Source organism: Stenotrophomonas sp. Bg11-02 (genome assembly GCF_002836635.1).
Lineage (GTDB): Bacteria > Pseudomonadota > Gammaproteobacteria > Xanthomonadales > Xanthomonadaceae > Stenotrophomonas > Stenotrophomonas lacuserhaii.
In genome coordinates this window covers 1-20,412 of sequence record NZ_PJAY01000044.1, presented here as the reverse complement: position 1 = coordinate 20,412, position 20,412 = coordinate 1, and the positions used below count along the sequence as shown (strand labels likewise).

Annotated in this window: 17 protein-coding genes and 1 tRNA gene; all 18 read right to left on the bottom strand. The window is 63.0% G+C overall.

The features are described 5' to 3' along the window. Positions 1–828: a 50S ribosomal protein L2 gene (gene rplB / locus CXG43_RS02720; protein WP_042614227.1), complete on the bottom strand. Its 828-nt coding sequence runs from the start codon at positions 826–828 to the stop codon at positions 1–3. Positions 829–838: 10 nt separating this feature from the next. Further along, the gene (rplW, locus tag CXG43_RS02715; protein WP_042614228.1) at positions 839–1,138 is read right to left on the bottom strand and encodes a 50S ribosomal protein L23; all 300 of its coding nucleotides are present in this window, start codon (positions 1,136–1,138) and stop codon (positions 839–841) included. Further along, positions 1,135–1,740, bottom strand: a complete 606-nt coding sequence (gene rplD / locus CXG43_RS02710; protein WP_042614229.1) for a 50S ribosomal protein L4 — start codon at positions 1,738–1,740, stop codon at positions 1,135–1,137. Before rplD ends, rplW begins: the two co-directional genes overlap by 4 nt. Positions 1,741–1,752: 12 nt before the next feature. Continuing rightward, positions 1,753–2,403, bottom strand: a complete 651-nt coding sequence (rplC, locus tag CXG43_RS02705) for a 50S ribosomal protein L3 (RefSeq protein WP_042614230.1) — start codon at positions 2,401–2,403, stop codon at positions 1,753–1,755. A gap of 11 nt (positions 2,404–2,414) precedes the next feature. Beyond that, complete coding sequence (gene rpsJ / locus CXG43_RS02700; protein ID WP_010341589.1) at positions 2,415–2,726, bottom strand: 30S ribosomal protein S10; 312 nt, start codon at positions 2,724–2,726, stop codon at positions 2,415–2,417. A 331-nt stretch (positions 2,727–3,057) separates the two neighbouring features. Continuing rightward, entirely contained in the window at positions 3,058–4,248 is a 1,191-nt protein-coding gene (gene tuf, locus CXG43_RS02695) for an elongation factor Tu (RefSeq protein WP_101098575.1), read from the bottom strand. A 50-nt stretch (positions 4,249–4,298) separates the two neighbouring features. Then, positions 4,299–6,440, bottom strand: a complete 2,142-nt coding sequence (gene fusA / locus CXG43_RS02690) for an elongation factor G (protein WP_101098574.1) — start codon at positions 6,438–6,440, stop codon at positions 4,299–4,301. A gap of 137 nt (positions 6,441–6,577) precedes the next feature. Further along, entirely contained in the window at positions 6,578–7,045 is a 468-nt protein-coding gene (gene rpsG / locus CXG43_RS02685) for a 30S ribosomal protein S7 (RefSeq protein WP_042615315.1), read from the bottom strand. An 11-nt stretch (positions 7,046–7,056) separates the two neighbouring features. Then, the gene (rpsL, locus tag CXG43_RS02680) at positions 7,057–7,431 is read right to left on the bottom strand and encodes a 30S ribosomal protein S12 (RefSeq protein WP_042615316.1); all 375 of its coding nucleotides are present in this window, start codon (positions 7,429–7,431) and stop codon (positions 7,057–7,059) included. Positions 7,432–7,721: 290 nt separating this feature from the next. Beyond that, positions 7,722–11,966 carry a DNA-directed RNA polymerase subunit beta' gene (gene rpoC, locus CXG43_RS02675; RefSeq protein WP_101098573.1) on the bottom strand — a complete coding sequence of 1,415 codons (4,245 nt, stop codon included), beginning with the start codon at positions 11,964–11,966 and terminating at the stop codon, positions 7,722–7,724. An 89-nt stretch (positions 11,967–12,055) separates the two neighbouring features. Beyond that, on the bottom strand, positions 12,056–16,210 hold the full coding sequence (gene rpoB, locus CXG43_RS02670) for a DNA-directed RNA polymerase subunit beta (protein WP_042615318.1): 4,155 nt from the start codon (positions 16,208–16,210) through the stop codon (positions 12,056–12,058). Positions 16,211–16,519: 309 nt separating this feature from the next. After that, the gene (gene rplL, locus CXG43_RS02665; protein ID WP_042615319.1) at positions 16,520–16,888 is read right to left on the bottom strand and encodes a 50S ribosomal protein L7/L12; all 369 of its coding nucleotides are present in this window, start codon (positions 16,886–16,888) and stop codon (positions 16,520–16,522) included. A 63-nt stretch (positions 16,889–16,951) separates the two neighbouring features. Next, positions 16,952–17,485 carry a 50S ribosomal protein L10 gene (gene rplJ / locus CXG43_RS02660; protein ID WP_042615320.1) on the bottom strand — a complete coding sequence of 178 codons (534 nt, stop codon included), beginning with the start codon at positions 17,483–17,485 and terminating at the stop codon, positions 16,952–16,954. 385 nt (positions 17,486–17,870) lie between these two features. Then, entirely contained in the window at positions 17,871–18,569 is a 699-nt protein-coding gene (gene rplA, locus CXG43_RS02650; protein ID WP_042615321.1) for a 50S ribosomal protein L1, read from the bottom strand. A 4-nt stretch (positions 18,570–18,573) separates the two neighbouring features. Beyond that, entirely contained in the window at positions 18,574–19,002 is a 429-nt protein-coding gene (gene rplK, locus CXG43_RS02645) for a 50S ribosomal protein L11 (protein WP_042615322.1), read from the bottom strand. A gap of 201 nt (positions 19,003–19,203) precedes the next feature. Further along, positions 19,204–19,767: a transcription termination/antitermination protein NusG gene (gene nusG / locus CXG43_RS02640; protein WP_042615323.1), complete on the bottom strand. Its 564-nt coding sequence runs from the start codon at positions 19,765–19,767 to the stop codon at positions 19,204–19,206. Positions 19,768–19,777: 10 nt separating this feature from the next. Further along, positions 19,778–20,191: a preprotein translocase subunit SecE gene (gene secE, locus CXG43_RS02635; protein WP_101098572.1), complete on the bottom strand. Its 414-nt coding sequence runs from the start codon at positions 20,189–20,191 to the stop codon at positions 19,778–19,780. Between the two features lie 46 nt (positions 20,192–20,237). After that, positions 20,238–20,313 (bottom strand) — tRNA-Trp (locus CXG43_RS02630). Between the last annotated feature and the right edge of the window lie 99 nt (positions 20,314–20,412).

Below are 20,412 nucleotides of genomic sequence, written 5' to 3'. Positions count from 1 at the left end.
TTAGCCCCTACGATCGCGGACGATGAACTGCTGAGTGCGCTTGTTGTGGCGCGTCTTGTAACCCTTGGTCGGGACACCCCACGGGGTGACCGGATGCGGATTACCCTGGCCGGCCTTCGCCTCACCACCGCCGTGCGGATGGTCAACCGGGTTCATGGCAGCACCACGAACGGTCGGGCGGACACCGCGCCAGCGCTTGGCGCCAGCCTTGCCCAGCTTTTCCAGGTTGTGCTCGTCGTTACCGACTTCACCGATGGTGGCGCGGCACTCGACCGGCACCTTGCGCATTTCACCCGAGCGCAGGCGCAGGGTGGCGTAGATGCCTTCACGAGCAACCAGCTGCACGGCGGCGCCGGCGGCACGAGCGATCTGTGCACCCTTGCCCGGCTTCAGTTCGATGCCGTGGATGGTGGTACCGACCGGGATGTTGCGCAGCGGCAGCGTGTTGCCTGCCTTGATCGGCGCATCGGAGCCCGCGATCACCTGGTCACCGGCCTTCAGGCCCTTCGGTGCGATGATGTAGCGACGCTCACCGTCGACGTAGCACAGCAGGGCGATATGGGCGGTGCGGTTCGGATCGTATTCAATCCGTTCCACGCGCGCCGGAATGCCTTCCTTGTTGCGCTTGAAATCGATGACGCGGTAGTGCTGCTTGTGACCACCACCAACGTGACGCGTGGTGATGCGACCGTGGTGGTTACGACCACCGGACTTGCTCTGCGGCTCCAGCAACGCTGCGTGCGGTGCGCCCTTGTGCAGATCGGGCGTAACCACGCGCACGGCCGAACGGCGGCCGGGGGAAGTGGGCTTGAATTTCATCAATGGCATGGGATGGACCTCAGGCCTTGGCCGTTACATCGATGGACTGGCCATCGGCCAGGCGCACGTACGCCTTGCGCCAATCGCCACGGCGGCCAGCGCGGTTACGGAAGGACTTGTTCTTGCCCTTGACGTTCAGCACGTTGACGGCCTCGACCTTGACGTCGAACAGCTGCTCTACCGCGGCCTTTACATCGGCCTTGGTGGCTTCGTTCGAAATCTCGAAGACATACTGGTTGGAAAGTTCCTGCAGGCGCGCGGTCTTTTCAGAGACTCGCGGAGCGCGCAGCACGCTGAAGATTTTCTCGTTGCTGCTCATGCCAGCCACTCCTCGACCTTCTTGACCGCGTCAGCGGTAATGATGACCGTATCGGCACCGACCAGCGACACCGGGTCCAGGCCCTGCACGTCACGCACTTCCACGTAGGGAATGTTGCGGGCCGACAGGTACAGGTGCTCGGATGCATCTTCAGTGACGATCAGCGGGCGCTTGCCCACTTCCAGGCCGGCCAGCTTGGCGATCAACGACTTGGTGTTGGTCGCTTCGACATCGAAGGCCTCCACGATCGTCAAACGGCCCTGACGGTTCAGCTCGGACAGGATCGCGCACATGGCGGCACGGTACTGCTTACGGTTGACCTTCTGCTCGAAGCTGCGCGGCTTGGCCGCGAAGGTGACGCCACCGCCGACGAAGATCGGAGCCGTCAGCGCGCCATGACGCGCACCGCCGCCCTTCTGCTTCTTCGACTTCTTGGTGGTGCCAGCCACTTCAGAACGAGTCTTCTGAGCCTTGGTACCAGCGCGACCGGCGTTGCGATAGGCGACGACGACCTGGTGAACCAGATCTTCGCTGAAATCGCGACCGAACACGGCTTCGGAGACCGAGACCTTGTTGTTGCTACCCGTGATAACGAGTTCCATCGTCATCTCTCCTTATGCCTTGCTCGCCGGACGGACGATCACGTCGCCACCCGCCGCGCCCGGAACGGCGCCGCGAACTGCGATCAGACCGCGCTCGACGTCGACCTTGACAACTTCCAGGTTCTGGGTGCTCTGCTGCACCGAACCCATGTGACCGGACATCTTCTTGCCCGGGAACACGCGGCCGGGCGTCTGGCGCTGACCCAGCGAACCCGGCGCGCGATGCGACAGCGAGTTGCCGTGGGTAGCGTCACCCATGCGGAAGTTGTAGCGCTTGATGGTGCCCTGGAAGCCCTTGCCCTTGGTGACACCCTGGACGTCGACGATCTGGCCGACTTCGAAGATGTCCGCCTTGACTTCGCCGCCAACGGCGAAATCGCCGAGCTGCGCGTCTTCAACGCGGAATTCCCACAGGCCACGACCGGCTTCGACCTTCGCCTTGGCGAAGTGGCCGGCTTCCGGCTTGTTGACCAGGGCAGCACGACGTGCGCCGACGGTCACCTGCACGGCGCTGTAGCCGTCGGTTTCGACGGTCTTGATCTGCGCGATGCGGTTCGGGGAAGCTTCGATCAGGGTCACCGGGATGGACTGGCCATCTTCAGTGAAAACGCGGCTCATGCCAGCCTTGCGGCCCACGAAGCCCAACGAATATTTCTTCGTCATGGTCGTAGTCCTCAGGTCAGCTTGATCTGAACGTCGACGCCGGCAGCCAGTTCGAGCTTCATCAGCGCGTCCACGGTCTTGTCGTTCGGATCAACGATATCGAGCACGCGCTTGTGCGTGCGGGTCTCGTACTGGTCACGCGCGTCTTTGTCGACGTGCGGGGAGACGAGGATGGTGTAGCGTTCGATCTTGGTCGGCAGCGGGATCGGGCCACGCACTTGCGCGCCGGTCCGCTTTGCCGTTTCTACGATCTCGCTGGCCGAACGGTCGATCAAGCGATGATCGAACGCCTTCAGCCGGATACGGATCTTTTGGTCCGCCATGACGGGGGTTCCTTCGTTAAAAGAGCGACGGACAAGGCCTCTGGGTTGCCATGTCCCATGAATATCCTGAATACAGACGGCCCGCACTCCTGCAGGCCGACAAGGTCAATCCCTTAACCTCAAAAACGTAGGCAGGTCGGTTTCCCGGCCTGCCCAGACGTAGAAGCATAGCGCACATACAAAAAGCCTGTCAACACAGTGTGTTGACAAAGCCTGAATGGCGCGACCGATCCTGGTCCGGGGAACACGAAACACATCCTGTGTTTCTTTTCCCTTTTAAAAGCACCCCGATGCCCTACCCAGGCAACATCGGGGTGCAGAGTCTAACAGATTACTTGATGATCTTGGAGACCACGCCGGCGCCGACGGTACGACCGCCTTCGCGGATGGCGAAGCGCAGGCCTTCGTCCATGGCGACCGGGTTGATCAGGGTGACAACCATCTTCACGTTGTCGCCCGGCATCACCATTTCAACACCTTCCGGCAGCTTGGCAGCGCCGGTGATGTCGGTGGTGCGGAAGTAGAACTGCGGACGGTAGCCGTTGAAGAACGGGGTGTGACGGCCGCCCTCATCCTTCGACAGCACGTACACTTCGCCTTCGAACTCGGTGTGCGGCTTGATCGAACCCGGCTTGCACAGGACCTGACCGCGCTGCACGTCGTCACGCTTGGTGCCGCGCAGCAGCAGACCGGCGTTGTCGCCTGCCTGACCCTGGTCGAGCAGCTTGCGGAACATTTCCACGCCGGTGACGGTGGTCTTGACGGTGTCACGGATACCGACGATTTCGATTTCTTCGCCGACCTTGATCACGCCGCGCTCGATACGACCGGTCACCACGGTGCCGCGGCCGGAGATCGAGAACACGTCTTCCACCGGCATCAGGAACGGCTTGTCGACGTCACGCTCCGGCAGCGGAATCCAGCTGTCCAGGGCTTCGACCAGCTTGATGACGGCCGGCACGCCGATGTCGCTCTGGTCGCCTTCCAGCGCCAGACGGGCCGAACCGGCGATGATCGGGGTGTCGTCGCCCGGGAAGTCGTACTTGCTCAGCAGCTCGCGCACTTCCATTTCGACCAGCTCGAGCAGCTCGGCGTCGTCGACCATGTCGGCCTTGTTCAGGAACACGACGATGTACGGCACGCCGACCTGGCGCGACAGCAGGATGTGCTCGCGGGTCTGCGGCATCGGGCCGTCAGCAGCGGAGCAGACCAGGATCGCGCCGTCCATCTGCGCAGCACCGGTGATCATGTTCTTGACGTAGTCGGCATGGCCCGGGCAATCGACGTGGGCGTAATGACGAACGGTGGATTCGTATTCGACGTGTGCGGTCGAGATCGTGATGCCACGTGCCTTTTCTTCCGGCGCGGCGTCGATCGCGGAGTAATCCTTGAACTCGCCACCGAAGCGCTCGGCACCGATCTTGGTCAGTGCGGCGGTCAGCGTGGTCTTGCCGTGATCGACGTGACCGATGGTGCCGACGTTGACGTGCGGCTTGGTGCGCTCGAACTTACCCTTTGCCATTTCTATCTACCTTTTAGTTTCTAAAGTGGTGTGGAGGACCTGAGCCAGGCTCAGGCCTTCTTCATGACTTCGTCGGCGATGTTGCTCGGCGCCGGCTCGTAGTGGTCGAATTCCATCGTGAACGTGGCACGGCCCTGGGTCTGCGAACGCAGCGAGGTCGCGTAGCCGAACATTTCACCCAGCGGGATCATCGCGTTGATGATTTCCGCCGAACCGTCACCGGTCACGCTCGAACCCTGCAGCATGCCGCGACGACGGCTGACGTCGCCCATCACGTCACCCTGATAGTCGCTCGGGGTCACGATCTCGACCTTCATGATCGGCTCCAGCAGGACCGGCTTGGCCTTGGAGAAGCCCTGCTTGAAGGCCATCGAGGAGGCCAGCTTGAACGCCATTTCCGAGGAGTCGACGTCGTGGTACGAGCCGAACACCAGCTTGACCTTGACGTCCACGACCGGGAAGCCAGCCAGCGGACCGCTGGTGATGGTTTCGCGCAGGCCCTTTTCGATCGACGGAATGAATTCCTTCGGAATCACGCCACCGGTGATGTCGTTGATGAACAGGAAGTCGTCCTTGATCATCGGACCGATCTTCGGATCGGCACGGTCTTCAGCGGTGATCGGCGACAGCTCGATCACGACGTGACCGTACTGACCCTTACCACCGGACTGCTTGGCATGCTTGTAGTCCGACTTCACATCCGACATCTGGATGGTTTCGCGGTAAGCCACCTGCGGCTTGCCGACGTTGGCTTCAACGTTGAACTCGCGCTTCATGCGGTCGACGATGATGTCCAGGTGCAGCTCACCCATGCCCGAGATGATCGTCTGGCCGGATTCCTGGTCGGTCTTGACGCGGAACGACGGATCTTCCTGGGCCAGGCGGCCGAGGGCCAGACCCATCTTTTCCTGGTCGGACTTGGTCTTCGGTTCGACGGCCATCGAGATGACCGGCTCCGGGAACACCATGCGTTCCAGGATGATCGGGTGCTCCTGCGAGCACAGCGTGTCACCGGTGGTGGTGTCCTTCAGACCCACGGCCGCGGCGATGTCACCGGCCAGCACTTCCTTGATCTCTTCGCGATCGTTGGAGTGCATCTGCAGGATGCGACCGATGCGCTCCTTCTTGCCCTTGACCGAGTTCAGCAGCTGGTCGCCGGCGTTCAGCGTGCCCGAATAGACACGGAAGAAGGTCAGCGCGCCGACGAACGGGTCGGTGATGATCTTGAAGGCCAGCGCCGAGAACGGTGCCTTGTCATCGGACTTGCGGCTCAGGGCGACGGTTTCGTCGTCCACGTCGGTACCGGTCACGTCCGGCACGTCGATCGGCGACGGCAGCAGCTGCACCACGCCGTCCAGCATGGCCTGCACGCCCTTGTTCTTGAACGCCGAACCGCAGTACATCGGCACGATGTCGGTGGCCAGCGTGCGCACGCGCAGGGCCTCGACGATCTCGGCCTCGGTCAGCTCTTCGCCGCCCAGGTACTTTTCCATCATCTCTTCGCTGGCTTCAGCCGCGGCTTCGATCATGTAGGTGCGGGCCTCTTCGGCCTCCGCCATCATGTCGGCCGGGATGTCCAGGTAATCGAACTTCATGCCCTGCGAAGCTTCATCCCAATGGATGGCCTTCATCTTGATGAGGTCGACCACGCCCTTGAAGTTTTCTTCAGCGCCGATCGGCAGCTGCATCGGCACGGCAACGGCACCGAGCTTGGCCTTCAGCTGGCCAACGACCTTGGTGAAGTTGGCACCGGTACGGTCCATCTTGTTGACGAAGGCAATGCGCGGCACCTTGTACCGGTTGGCCTGGCGCCACACGGTTTCGGACTGCGGCTGGACGCCACCGACGGCGCACAGCACGAACACCGCACCGTCGAGCACGCGCAGCGAGCGCTCCACTTCAATGGTGAAGTCGACGTGCCCGGGGGTGTCGATGATGTTGAAACGGTGCTCCGGCAGGGACTTGTCCATGCCCTTCCAGAACGCGGTGGTGGCAGCGGACTGGATCGTGATGCCACGCTCCTGCTCCTGCTCCATCCAGTCCATGGTGGCAGCGCCGTCGTGCACTTCACCGATCTTGTGGCTTTTGCCGGTGTAGAACAGGATGCGCTCGGACGTGGTGGTCTTGCCGGCATCGATGTGGGCCATGATGCCGAAATTGCGGTAACGCTCGATGGGAGTGGTGCGGGCCACGGGGAGCCTCTCGATTTCTTGGATTTCGGATGGCCGAACGCCGCCTTTCGGCGGCCTTCGGATTGGCGCGACCCTTCCGGGGTCGCGGGGCAGCACTCAGATGGTGCTGCCCTGCCTGTTTTGCAAGGCCGTCAAACTCACCAGCGGTAGTGGGCGAATGCCTTGTTGGCTTCGGCCATACGGTGGGTTTCTTCGCGCTTCTTGATGGCGCCGCCACGGTTTTCCGAGGCATCGATCAGTTCAGCAGCGAGCTTCTTCGGCATGGTGTTCTCGCCACGCTTGCGCGCGGAGTCGATCAGCCAACGCATGGCCAGGGCCATCTTGCGCGAGGAACGCACTTCGACCGGCACCTGGTAGGTGGCACCACCGACACGGCGGGACTTGACCTCGACCGACGGCGCAACGTTGTCCAGCGCCTTCTGGACCAGCTCGATCGAGTTGGCGTTCTTTTCGCTGATCACGTCCATCGCACCGTAGACGATCTTCTCGGCCACGGACTTCTTGCCGCTCAGCATCACCATGTTGATGAAGCGGGCGATCGTTTCACTTCCGTGCTTCGGATCGGGCAGGACGGAACGCTGGGGAGTATTACCTTTACGCGACATGTGCTCTCTCCTTATGCCTTCGGACGCTTGGCGCCGTACTTGGAACGGGCCTGGCGACGCTTGGCGACACCGGAGGCATCGAGCGAACCGCGAACAGTGTGGTAACGCACACCCGGCAGATCCTTGACGCGACCGCCGCGGATAAGGACCACGGAGTGCTCCTGCAGGTTGTGGCCTTCACCACCGATGTAGCTGATGACCTCTTCCTGGTTGGTCAGGCGGACCTTAGCAACCTTGCGGAGGGCCGAGTTCGGCTTCTTCGGGGTGGTGGTGTAGACGCGCGTGCAGACGCCACGGCGCTGCGGGCACTTCTCGAGCGCCGGCGAGGCACTCTTGTAGGTGGTAGCTTGCCGCGGCTTGCGGACCAGCTGGTTGATCGTCGCCATCAGTAGGTTCTTCTGATTGGGGCCGGCAGATGCCGGCCAGAGATGCGGAAATGTTAAAGCAGACCATTACTGGCCTGCTGAGACAGACGATTGTAGCAACCTGCCAGAAACGCAGTCAAATGCGCTCCTGTCAAGCCCTTCCTTATCCTGGAAGGTTACGGGGGGGCCTCCGTGTACCCCGTTCAGGCTGGCGGGAGAGACCGGAGTCTCCCCTGCCCTTTCACTACCACCCGGCCATTGGCCCGGTGCTGCAACCCGGCAGGTCCGGTCTTTCAACCGGACCGCCTTGCTTACTCGTCGCTGCCCGGAGCCTGGTCGGCTTCGGCAGCGGCTTCGATCACCGGCTCGGCGACAACGGCGGCAGGGGCAACCGGGGTACCGGCCAGCGTCTGCATTTCCGAATCGGTCAGCCCGCTCGCGTTGCGGCGCCGGTTGGCGTGATACGACAGGCCGGTACCGGCCGGGATCAGGCGACCGACGATGACGTTTTCCTTCAGGCCACGCAGGTTGTCCTTGGTGCCGCGGACGGCAGCTTCGGTCAGCACGCGGGTGGTTTCCTGGAAGGACGCCGCCGAGATGAACGACTCGGTGGCCAGCGAGGCCTTGGTGATGCCTAGCAGGACCGGATCGTACTGCGCCGGCAGTTCGCTACGGGCACCGAGGCGTGCATTCTCCTCGATAACGCGCTGACGTTCCACCTGTTCGCCATTCAGGAACTTGCTGTTGCCCTGGTCGGTGATCTCGACCTTGCGCAGCATCTGGCGGGTGATCACCTCGATGTGCTTGTCGTTGATCTTCACGCCCTGCAGGCGGTACACGTCCTGGATTTCCTTGACCAGGTAGGCGGCCAGCGGTTCCACACCCAGCAGGCGCAGGATGTCCTGCGGGCTCGGCTCGCCGTCCACGATGGTCTCGCCCTTGGTCACGTGCTCACCTTCGAACACGATCACCTGGCGGTACTTCGGAATCAGCTCTTCGTGTTCCGAACCATCGGTGTCCTTGATGATCAGGCGCTGCTTGCCCTTGGTGTCCTTGCCGAAGCTGATGATGCCCGAACGCTCGGCCAGCACCGCCGGATCCTTCGGCTTGCGTGCTTCGAACAGATCGGCGACGCGCGGCAGACCACCGGTGATGTCGCGGGTCTTGGAGGCTTCCTGCGGGATCTTGGCGACCACGTCACCCACGCCGACGGCGGCGCCGTCCTGCAGGTTGACGATGGAGCGCGGCGGCAGCAGGTACTGGGCCGGCATGTCGGTGCCCGGGATCAGCAGGTCGTTGCCCTTGGCATCGACGATGCGGATCAGCGGACGCAGGTCCTTGCCCATCGAGCCGCGACGCTTCGGATCGGTGATCTCGCGCGAGGCCAGGCCGGTCAGTTCGTCGGTCTTCTCGATGACGGTGATGCCGTCGACGAAGTCGATGAAGCGCAGGAAACCTGCGACTTCCGACACGATCGGGTGGTTATGCGGATCCCAGTTGGCCACGGTCTGGCCAGCCTTCACTGCATCGCCGTCCTTGGACGCGATCATCGAGCCGTACGGCAGCTTGTAACGCTCGCGCTCGCGGCCATGGGCATCGAGCACCGAGATTTCGCCCGAGCGCGACACCGCCACCAGCGAACCGTTGGCGTGCTCGACCGACTTCAGGTTGTTGAACTTCACCGAACCGGTGGTCTTGACGGTGATGTTGTCCACCGCTGCCGCACGCGATGCCGCACCACCGATGTGGAACGTACGCATGGTCAGCTGGGTACCCGGCTCACCGATCGACTGCGCGGCGATGACGCCGACCGCTTCACCGATGTTGACGATGTGGCCACGGGCCAGGTCGCGGCCGTAGCAGCGACCGCAGACGCCGAACGCGGAGGCGCAGGAAATCGTCGAACGGACCTTGATGGTCTGCACGCCGGCATCTTCCAGCTTGGCCACCCACGCTTCGTCGAGCAGCGTGTTGCGGGTCACGATCGGATCTTCGTCGTTGCCCGGCAGGAACACGTCCTCGGCCACGACACGACCCAGCACGCGGTCCTTCAACGGCTCCACGACGTCGCCGCCTTCCACGATCGGGGTCATGGTCAGGCCTTCGGTGGTACCGCAATCCACTTCGGTGATCACCACGTCCTGCGCCACGTCCACCAGACGACGGGTCAGGTAACCCGAGTTGGCGGTCTTCAGCGCGGTATCTGCCAGACCCTTACGGGCACCGTGGGTGGAGTTGAAGTACTCCTGCACGTTCAGGCCTTCACGGAAGTTCGCCTTGATGGGCGTCTCGATGATGGAGCCATCCGGACGCGCCATCAGGCCACGCATACCGGCCAGCTGGCGGATCTGCGCCTGCGAACCACGCGCACCGGAGTCAGCCATGATGTACAGCGAGTTCATCGACTTCTGGTCGATGATGTCACCCTTGGAATCGGTGACCTTCTCGGTACCGATGGTGTCCATCATCGCCTTGGCGATGCGCTCGTTGGTGCGCGACCAGATGTCGACCACCTTGTTGTAACGCTCGCCGGCGGTGACCAGGCCCGACTGGTACTGCTCCTGGATTTCCAGCACTTCGGCTTCGGCCTCGGTGAGGATGCCGCGCTTCTCGTCCGGGATCAGCATGTCGTCGATGCCGATCGACACGCCGGCGCGGGTTGCGTAGGCGAAGCCGGTGTACATCAGCTTGTCGGCGAACACGACCGTGTCCTTCAAGCCCAGCTGGCGGTAGCTGGAGTTGATCAGGCGGCTGATGTTCTTCTTGGTCAGCTCGGTGTTGGCCAGCGCGAACGGCAGGCCTTCCGGCAGGATTTCGGCCAGCAGCGCACGACCGATCGTGGTCTCCACGATCGAGGTCTTGTCCTGCTTGTTGCCGTCTTCGTCGGTCACCACTTCGGTGATGCGGACCTTGACGCGTGCGTGCAGTTCCACCACGCGGTTGTCATAGGCGCGCTTGACTTCGGCGATGTTGGCGAAGGCCATGCCCTCGCCCTTCTTGTTCACCAGCGAGCGGGTCATGTAGTACAGACCCAGCACGACGTCCTGCGAGGGCACGATGATCGGCTCGCCGTTGGCCGGCGACAGGATGTTGTTGGTGGACATCATCAGCGCACGCGCTTCCAGCTGGGCTTCCAGCGAGAGCGGCACGTGGACGGCCATCTGGTCACCGTCGAAGTCGGCGTTGAACGCGGTGCAGACCAGCGGATGCAGCTGGATGGCCTTGCCTTCGATCAGCACCGGCTCGAACGCCTGGATGCCCAGGCGGTGCAGGGTCGGCGCACGGTTCAGCATCACCGGATGTTCGCGGATGACCTCTTCCAGGATGTCCCAGACTTCGGCTTCTTCGCGCTCGACCAGCTTCTTGGCGGCCTTGATGGTGGTGGCCAGGCCACGACGCTGCAGCTTGGCGAACACGAACGGCTTGAACAGTTCCAGCGCCATCTTCTTCGGCAGGCCGCACTGGTGCAGGCGCAGGTACGGACCGACCACGATGACCGAACGGCCCGAGTAGTCCACGCGCTTGCCCAGCAGGTTCTGGCGGAAGCGACCCTGCTTGCCCTTGATCATGTCGGCCAGCGACTTCAGCGGGCGCTTGTTGGTGCCGGTGATGGCACGGCCACGACGGCCGTTGTCCAGCAGTGCATCGACCGATTCCTGCAGCATGCGCTTTTCATTGCGCACGATGATGTCCGGCGCGCTCAGTTCCAGCAGGCGACGCAGGCGGTTGTTGCGGTTGATGACGCGGCGGTACAGGTCGTTCAGGTCGGAGGTCGCGAAGCGGCCACCGTCCAGCGGAACCAGCGGACGCAGGTCCGGCGGGAGCACCGGCAGCACGGTCATCACCATCCATTCCGGACGGTTGCCCGATTCCAGGAAGGCTTCGATCAGCTTGATGCGCTTGGTGAGGCGCTTGAGCTTGGTTTCCGAACCGGTGCTGGCGATTTCTTCGCGCAGGCGGGTCATTTCCGACTGCAGGTCGATGGTGCGCAGCAGTTCGTACACGGCCTCGGCGCCCATGGCGGCGTCGAAGTCGTCGCCGTGTTCCTGGCGTGCGGTCAGGTACTGCTCTTCGGTCAGCAGCTGGCGGCGCTCCAGGGCGGTCAGGCCCGGCTCGGTCACCACGTAGGCTTCGAAGTACAGCACGCGCTCGATGTCACGCAGGGTCATGTCCAGCATCAGGCCGATGCGCGACGGCAGCGACTTGAGGAACCAGATGTGCGCGACCGGCGAAGCCAGGTCGATGTGGCCCATGCGCTCGCGGCGCACCTTGGCCAGGGTCACTTCGGTGCCGCACTTTTCGCAGACCACGCCGCGGTGCTTCATGCGCTTGTACTTGCCGCACAGGCACTCGTAGTCCTTGACCGGTCCGAAGATCGCGGCGCAGAACAGGCCGTCACGCTCGGGCTTGAACGTACGGTAGTTGATGGTTTCCGGCTTCTTCACTTCGCCGAACGACCACGAACGGATCAGGTCGGGCGACGCCAGCGCGATCTTGATCGCGTCGAAATCCAGCGTCTGTCGCTGCTGGTTGAAGAGGTTGAGCAGGTCTTTCATGGTGTTCTCCAGAAGGAGGAATGCGTTGTCGATGGGCTGTCAGGACTAAGCGGCGGCGCTGCTGCCCGGGAGCAGCAGCGCCTGCGCGATCAGTTGTCTTCCAGTTCCATGTTGATGGCCAGCGAACGGATTTCCTTCACCAGCACGTTGAAGGATTCCGGCATGCCGGCCACCATCTCGTGCTCGCCGTCGACGATGTTCTTGTACATCTGGTTGCGGCCCTGCACGTCATCGGACTTCACCGTCAGCATTTCCTGCAGGGTGTAGGCCGCGCCGTAGGCTTCCAGCGCCCAGACTTCCATCTCACCGAAGCGCTGGCCGCCGAACTGCGCCTTGCCGCCCAGCGGCTGCTGGGTGACGAGCGAGTACGGACCGGTCGAACGGGCGTGCATCTTGTCGTCGACCAGGTGGTTCAGCTTCAGGTAGTGCATGTAGCCGACGGTGGTGTGGCGATCGAATGCCTCACCGGTACGGCCGTCATACAGCTGGGTCTGGCCGCTGGTCGGCAGGTCCGCCAGTTCCAGCATGCGCTTGATCTCCGCTTCGGTGGCACCGTCGAAGACCGGCGTTGCCATCGGCACGCCGTCGGTCAGGTTGCCGGCCAGGCGCAGCAGCTCTTCATCGCTGAACTGGGTCAGGTCGACGTGGGTGGCCACGTTGTCGCTGTCGTGGTTGTACACCTCGTCCAGGAACACGCGCAGCTGCGCCACGGCGGCCTGGGCTTCCAGCATGCCCTGGATCTTGCGACCCAGGCCCTTGGCGGCCCAGCCCAGGTGGACTTCAAGGATCTGCCCGATGTTCATGCGCGACGGCACGCCCAGCGGGTTCAGCACGATGTCCACGGTCTCGCCCGAGGCCATGTACGGCATGTCTTCGACCGGCACCACGTTGGAGACCACACCCTTGTTGCCGTGGCGGCCTGCCATCTTGTCGCCCGGCTGGATGCGGCGCTTGACGGCCATGAACACCTTGACCATCTTCAGCACGCCCGGGGCGAGGTCGTCGCCGGCGGTGATCTTGCCGCGCTTGTCGGCGAAGCGACGCTCGAATTCCTTCTCGTGCGCCTGGATCTGCTTCTGGGCGCGTTCGATGGCCTCCGAAGCGTCCTCGTCCTTCATGCGCAGCACGAACCAGTCAGCCTTCTTCAGGCCGTCCAGGTAGGCGTCGGTGATGACGTCGCCCTTCTTCAGGTTGGCACCGCCGTTGACCACCTTGCCGACGATCTGCGAACGCAGGCGGGCGTAGATGGCACCTTCCAGGATGCGGTACTGGTCGTCGAAGTCCTTCTTGACGCGCTTGATCTCGGATTCCTCGATCTGGCGCGCACGCTTGTCCTTCTCGATGCCGTCGCGGGTGAAGACCTGCACGTCGATGACGGTGCCGTCCATGCCCGGCGGCACGCGCAGCGAGCTGTCCTTCACGTCCGAAGCCTTCTCGCCGAAGATCGCGCGCAGCAGCTTCTCTTCCGGGGTCAGCTGGCTTTCACCCTTCGGGGTGACCTTGCCGACCAGGATGTCGCCGGCGCGCACTTCGGCACCGATGTACACCACGCCGGATTCGTCCAGGCGGTTCAGCGCCTGCTCGGACACGTTCGGGATGTCGGCGGAGATTTCCTCCGGCCCCAGCTTGGTGTCACGCGCGACGCAGGTCAGCTCTTCGATGTGGATCGTGGTGTAACGATCCTCTTCCACCACGCGCTCGGAGAGCAGGATGGAGTCTTCGAAGTTGTAGCCGTTCCACGGCATGAAGGCGATCAGCATGTTCTGGCCCAGGGCCAGTTCGCCGATGTCGGTGGACGGACCGTCGGCCAGCACGTCGCCACGCGCCACCACGTCACCCACATTCACCAGCGGACGCTGGTTGATGCAGGTGTTCTGGTTGGAACGGGTGTACTTGACCAGGTTGTAGATGTCCACGCCGGCGTCGGTCGCGCCGATGATTTCTTCTTCGACGATCTTGACCACGATGCGTGCGGCATCGACCTGCACCACTTCACCACCACGACGGGCGTTGACGGTGACGCCGGAGTCGCGTGCCACGGCACGTTCGATGCCGGTACCCACCAGCGGCTTCTGCGCACGCAGGGTCGGCACGGCCTGGCGCTGCATGTTGGCGCCCATCAGTGCACGGTTGGCGTCATCGTGTTCCAGGAACGGAACCAGCGCCGCGGCGACCGACACGGTCTGCATCGGCGAGACGTCCATGAAGTGCACTTCCGCCGGCGGCTTCAGCAGCGATTCGCCCTGGAAGCGGCACGGCACGAACTGCTCGGTCAGCACGCTGTCGGCATTGGTCAGGGCGTTGGCCTGCGCAATGACGTACTCGTTTTCTTCGATGGCCGACAGGAACTCGACTTCGTCGAACACCTTGCCGTCCACGACCTTGCGGTACGGGGTTTCAAGGAAACCGTACTCATTGGTGCGGGCGTACACGGCCAGCGAGTTGATCAGGCCGATGTTCGGGCCTTCCGGCGTTTCGATGGTGCAGACGCGGCCGTAATGGGTCGGGTGCACGTCGCGCACTTCGAAGCCGGCGCGTTCGCGGGTCAGGCCGCCCGGGCCCAGGGCCGAGACGCGACGCTTGTGCGTGACTTCCGACAGCGGGTTGTTCTGATCCATGAACTGCGACAGCTGCGAGGAGCCGAAGAATTCCTTGATCGCCGCAGCCACCGGCTTGGCGTTGATCAGTTCCTGCGGGGTCAGGCCTTCGGATTCGGCCATCGACAGGCGTTCCTTGACCGCGCGCTCGACGCGGACCAGGCCCACGCGGAACACGTTCTCGGCCATTTCACCGACCGAACGCACGCGACGGTTGCCCAGGTGGTCGATGTCATCGACGACGCCACGGCCGTTGCGGATCTCGGTCAGGACCTTGATCACGTCCAGGATGTCGGACGACTCACCATGCGCGGCGACCAGGCGCTTGGACTCTTCGTCATTGCGCTCGCCGTAGTACTTGCGGTCGTACAGCACGGCTTCGCCGGTGGTTTCCTTGCGGCCCACGCGACGGTTGAACTTCATTCGGCCGACCGTGGACAGGTCGTAACGCTCGAAGGTGAAGAACAGGTTGTGGAACAGGTTCTGCGCGGCGTCCTTGGTCGGCGGCTCGCCCGGACGCATCATGCGGTAGATCTCGACCAGCGCTTCCAGCTGGGTCTTGGTCGGATCGATGCGCAGGGTGTTGGACAGGTACGGACCACGATCGAGATCGTTCACCCACAGGGTGCCCACCGCATCCACGCCGGCCTTGCGGAAGGCCTGCAGCTGGTCGTCGGTGATTTCGTCGTTGGCCTGCGCCAGCAGTTCGCCGGTGGCCGAATCGACCACGTCGTGCGACAGGATGCGGCCGACGATGTAATCGTCCGGCACGGCCAGGGCGGCGATGCCCGAGGCTTCCAGCTGCTTGACGTGGCGCGCGGTGATGCGCTTGCCGGCTTCCACGATGACCTTGTCACCGTCGGCCAGGTCGAAGCCCAGGGTTTCACCACGCAGGCGCTCGGCGACCAGCTCCAGCTGCACGCCTTCGTCGGGGTTGATGTGGAACGTGTTGATCTCGAAGAACTCGGCCAGCATCTCTTCGTTGCTGTAGCCAAGCGCGCGCAGCAGGATCGACACCGGCAGCTTGCGACGGCGATCGATACGGGTGAACAGCGCATCCTTCGGGTCGAACTCGAAGTCCAGCCAGGAACCGCGGTACGGGATGATGCGGGCGCTGTACAGCAGCTTGCCCGAGCTGTGGGTCTTGCCACGGTCGTGGTCGAAGAACACACCCGGCGAGCGGTGCAGCTGGGAGACGATGACGCGCTCGGTGCCGTTGACGATGAAGGTGCCGTTCTCGGTCATCAGCGGGATCTCGCCGAGGTAGACCTCCTGCTCCTTCACGTACTTGATGGCCTTGGTCGACGACTCACGGTCGTAGATCACCAGGCGCACGGTCACCCGCAACGGCGCGCCGTAGCTCATGCCACGCTGGCGGCACTCGCGCTCGTCGAACACCGGTTCGCCCAGCTTGTAGCCGACATATTCCAGCGCGGCATTGCCGCTGTAGCTGGAGATGGGGAAGACGGACTTCAGTGCGGCGTGCAGGCCGTGGTCCGTGCGCTTGGCCGGATCGACGTTTTCCTGCAGGAACTCGCGGTAGGAATCCACCTGGATGGCGAGCAGGAACGGCACTTCGAGAATCGCGCGCGACTTGGCGAAATCCTTGCGGATGCGCTTCTTCTCGGTGAACGAATAGGACGTCATGAGATCTTCCACCTTGTTGTGCGGGGCGTGCGTCCACGACCCAAAAGAAAACTTGAAATTGTCAGTTGGAAGTCGCTGGTATTGCCGGCACCAGCACGCCTTCTATTGCTACTTCCAACTGCCAACTTGACTGCATCTGCTTGACCGCCGCCGCGCTTGGCGCTGGCCGGACGGGCCTTTTCCTGCAGCCCGTGTTGGGCTTTTTTCAACGATGTTCGGGGTACCGCATGAAACGACCAAAGGCCGGGGGCTTTACGCCCCCAGCCTTGGCTGCATCGCCGGAAATCGATGGCGACGCAAGGGATCTGCTTACTTGACTTCGACAGTCGCGCCAGCAGCTTCCAGGTCCTTCTTGATCTTCTCGGCTTCGTCCTTCGACGCGCCTTCCTTCACGACGCCGCCGGCTTCGGTCAGGTCCTTCGCTTCCTTCAGGCCCAGGCCGGTGATGGCGCGGACGGCCTTGATCACTTCGACCTTCTTGTCGCCCGGCGACTTCAGGGTCACGGTGAATTCGGTCTGCTCTTCAACAGCGGCAGCCGGGCCAGCGGCAGCAGCCACGGCGACCGGAGCAGCGGCGGAAACGCCGAACTTCTCTTCGATGGCCTTGACTAGCTCCATCACTTCCATCAGGGACTTCGAGGCGATGGCTTCGACGATCTGTTCGTTGGAAAGGGACATTTTGATTACCTTTGAATGATTTTCTGGGTTGAGGTTCCGTCAGGAACCACGGTAGGTCGAAACTCAGGCGGTCTCGGCGACCGGCTCAGCAGCAGCAGCGGCTTCGCCACCACCCAGCTGATCCGCCAGTGCCTTGTTGGCGCGCGCGAACATCGTGACCGGCTCGGTCAGGACGCGTGCCAGCATTGCCAGGGCCTGGTCGAGGGTCGGCAGCGAGGCCAACACGTCAACGTGGCTTGCCGGGAACACTTCGCCACCAATGGCGACAACCTTGGGCTGCAGCTTATCGTTGCCCTTGGCGAATTCCTTGATCAGGCGACCGGCTGCGCCGGGCTCCTCGAGCGAGAACGCATACAGCAGCGGACCGACCAGCTTGTCCTGCGCACATGCGAATTCGGTGCCTTCAACGGCACGCGAGGCCAGGGTGTTCTTGACAACTTTCAAGAAAACGCCGGTTTCACGAGCCTGCTTGCGCATCGCGGTCATCTGGGAGACCGTGGTGCCAGCGTATTCGGCTGCGATCAAGGAGTGGGCCTTGGCGGCGATGTCTGCCAGCTCCGCGACTACTTCTTGCTTCTGGGACAGATTGAGAGCCATTGCACTCCTCCGATTGAACTCCGCTTACGGCTCCTGCCGTTTGCGGTCCTGGGCGGCGTCCTTCCTGGACACCGGGAACATCGGGTTGATGTTCCGGGGGGTGGGCCGTTCCAGACCTGGACTCAACCTGGGGTTACCCAGGATTGCGTGAACCAGAAAAACTCCAGAAGGGCACCATCTACGCAGGGTGATCCGGATGGATCGATTAAGCGTTCGTGACTGCTCCGGCGGCGACTCCCTGCCAAATCGAGCTTCCGTGCCCGTCGCCGGCATGCCACGACCGCACCTGCGGTCTTTGACGGCTGCCACCGGCGATGCGCTGCCGGCGGTTGCCTTCAAATGGGACGGATGCGGGACCCGGGGGCCCCACATCCGCTTCAAACGATTACTTCAGGGTCAGGGTCGACTGGTCGACAGTGACGCCCGGGCCCATCGTCGAGCTGACCGACACCTTCTGCAGGTACAGGCCCTTCGAGGTGGCCGGCTTGGCCTTGATCAGGTCCAGCAGCAGCGCCTGCAGGTTCGACTTCAGCGCTTCGTCTTCGAAGCTGGCCTTGCCGATGGTGCAGTGGATGATGCCGGCCTTGTCGGTGCGGTAACGCACCTGGCCCGACTTGGCGTTCTTGACGGCTTCACCCGGGTTGGCCGAAACGGTGCCGACCTTCGGGTTCGGCATCAGGCCGCGCGGGCCGAGCACGGTGCCCAGCTTACCCACGACGCGCATCGCGTCCGGGGTCGCGATCACGACGTCATAGTTCAGATCACCGGCCTGCATCTTCTCGGCCAGGTCGTCCATGCCGACGGCTTCGGCGCCAGCGGCCAGGGCTTCGTCAGCCTTGGCACCGGCCGGTGCGAACACCGCAACGCGGACCGACTTGCCGGTACCGGCCGGCAGCACGGTGGAACCGCGCACCTGCTGGTCGGACTTCTTGGCGTCCACGCCCAGGCGCACAGCCACGTCGATCGACTCGACGAACTTGGCGCTGGCAGTGGTCTTCAGGATCTTGATCGCGTCTTCGAAGCCATACGACTTGCCCGGGACGACGGCGGCCTTCAGGGCCTTTTCACGCTTGTTCAGTGCCATTTTATTAGCCCTCCACCACGATGCCGATAGAACGGGCCGAGCCGGCGATGGTACGCACGGCGGCGTCCAGGTCAGCGGCGGTCAGGTCGGGTTCCTTCGCCTTGGCGATCTCTTCCAGCTGCTTGCGGGTGACCTTGCCGACCTTCTCGGTGTTCGGGCGCTTGGAGCCCGACGAGATGCCAGCAGCCTTCTTCAGCAGGGTGGTCGCCGGGGTGCTCTTGGTGATGAAGGTGAACGTACGGTCCGAATAGGCCGTGATGATCACCGGAACCGGCAGGCCCGGCTCGAGCTTCTGCGTGGCGGCATTGAAGGCCTTGCAGAATTCCATGATGTTCAGGCCGCGCTGACCCAGCGCAGGACCGACCGGCGGCGAGGGGTTGGCCTGACCGGCCTTCACCTGCAGCTTGATGTAACCGACAACTTTCTTTGCCATGAGTATGCTCTCCGGGTGCTAGCGCCTTACGACAACAGGCTCCCCATCGGACCGGGAATCACGCGTCCCGGCATCGCGTTTTTGAATACACGCCGAAGGCCACCTTTCGGCGGCCTTCACTTTTGCCAGTTCCCTGGCAGGAAGCCGGACACTATACCAGCCCTACCCGGCAGTGTCGAGCGCACTCGACACAACGGGCTATCAGCCGGTGGCCTTCTCGACCTGGCCGAACTCGAGCTCGACCGGGGTGGCGCGACCGAAGATCAGCACCGAGACGCGCAGGCGGCTCTTCTCGTAATTGACTTCTTCCACGACGCCATTGAAGTCGTTGAACGGGCCGTCGGTGACGCGGACCATCTGGCCCGGCTCGAACAGCACCTTCGGACGCGGCTTCTCGATCCCGTCCTGGACCCGGTTCAGGATGGCCTCGGCCTCCGAATCGGCGATCGGCAGTGGACGATCGGCGGTACCGCCGATGAAGCCCAGCACGCGCGAGGTGTCCTTCACCAGATGCCAGCTTTCGCTGTCGATGCGCGGAATGCCGCCTTCTTCGTGGGTCTCGATCTGGACCAGCACGTAGCCGGGGAAGAACTTGCGTTCGGAGCGGCGCTTCTGGCCAGCGCGCATCTCGACCACTTCTTCGGTCGGGACCAGCACATCACCAAACAGCTCCTGCTTCTCTTCACGAACGATGCGATCGCGCAGCGCCTGCGCAACCGACTTCTCGAAGCCTGAATAGGCGTGAACAACGTACCAGCGCTTCATGGGTATCTCCTTACCGGCTCAGGAACAGCTGAGTCAGTTTCTGAATGACGAAGTCGAACCCACCCAGCAGCAGGCTGAGGATGATCACAACGACGATGACGACCCAGGTCATCCGGATGGCTTCCTGGCGCGTCGGCCAGACCACTTTGCGCAGCTCGAAGCGCGACTCGGACAGGAATTCGCGGGTATCGCGGCCTTTCCCGGTCAGCATGAAAACGGCAATACCGCCCGCCAGGCCGACAATGACGGCCAGCGCGCGGATCTGACCGGCCCATGCACCCAGCTGGGCGGCACGACCGGAGTCTGCAGAGAACCAGAACCACACGAACAGTCCGGCCAGCACCAACAGGGCTGCGGCGACGTACTTGACGAGGTCTCCACCAGAAGTGGACGTATCCTTGGAGTGTTCGATCTTGCTGTTCATCCGGCTCGGGCTGCTTTAGCGGCGGACCGCTGGTTAGGAAGGCAGATGGCACGCCAGGAGGGACTCGAACCCCCAACCTGCGGTTTTGGAGACCGCTGCTCTGCCAATTGAGCTACTGGCGTACGTTATAAACTTTGCCTTGCCTTAGACGGCGAAGGCGGACCGAGGTTCCCGGCCCGCCACTCGCGCGACCGGCAGCTTTACAAAAACCGCCGGTAGTG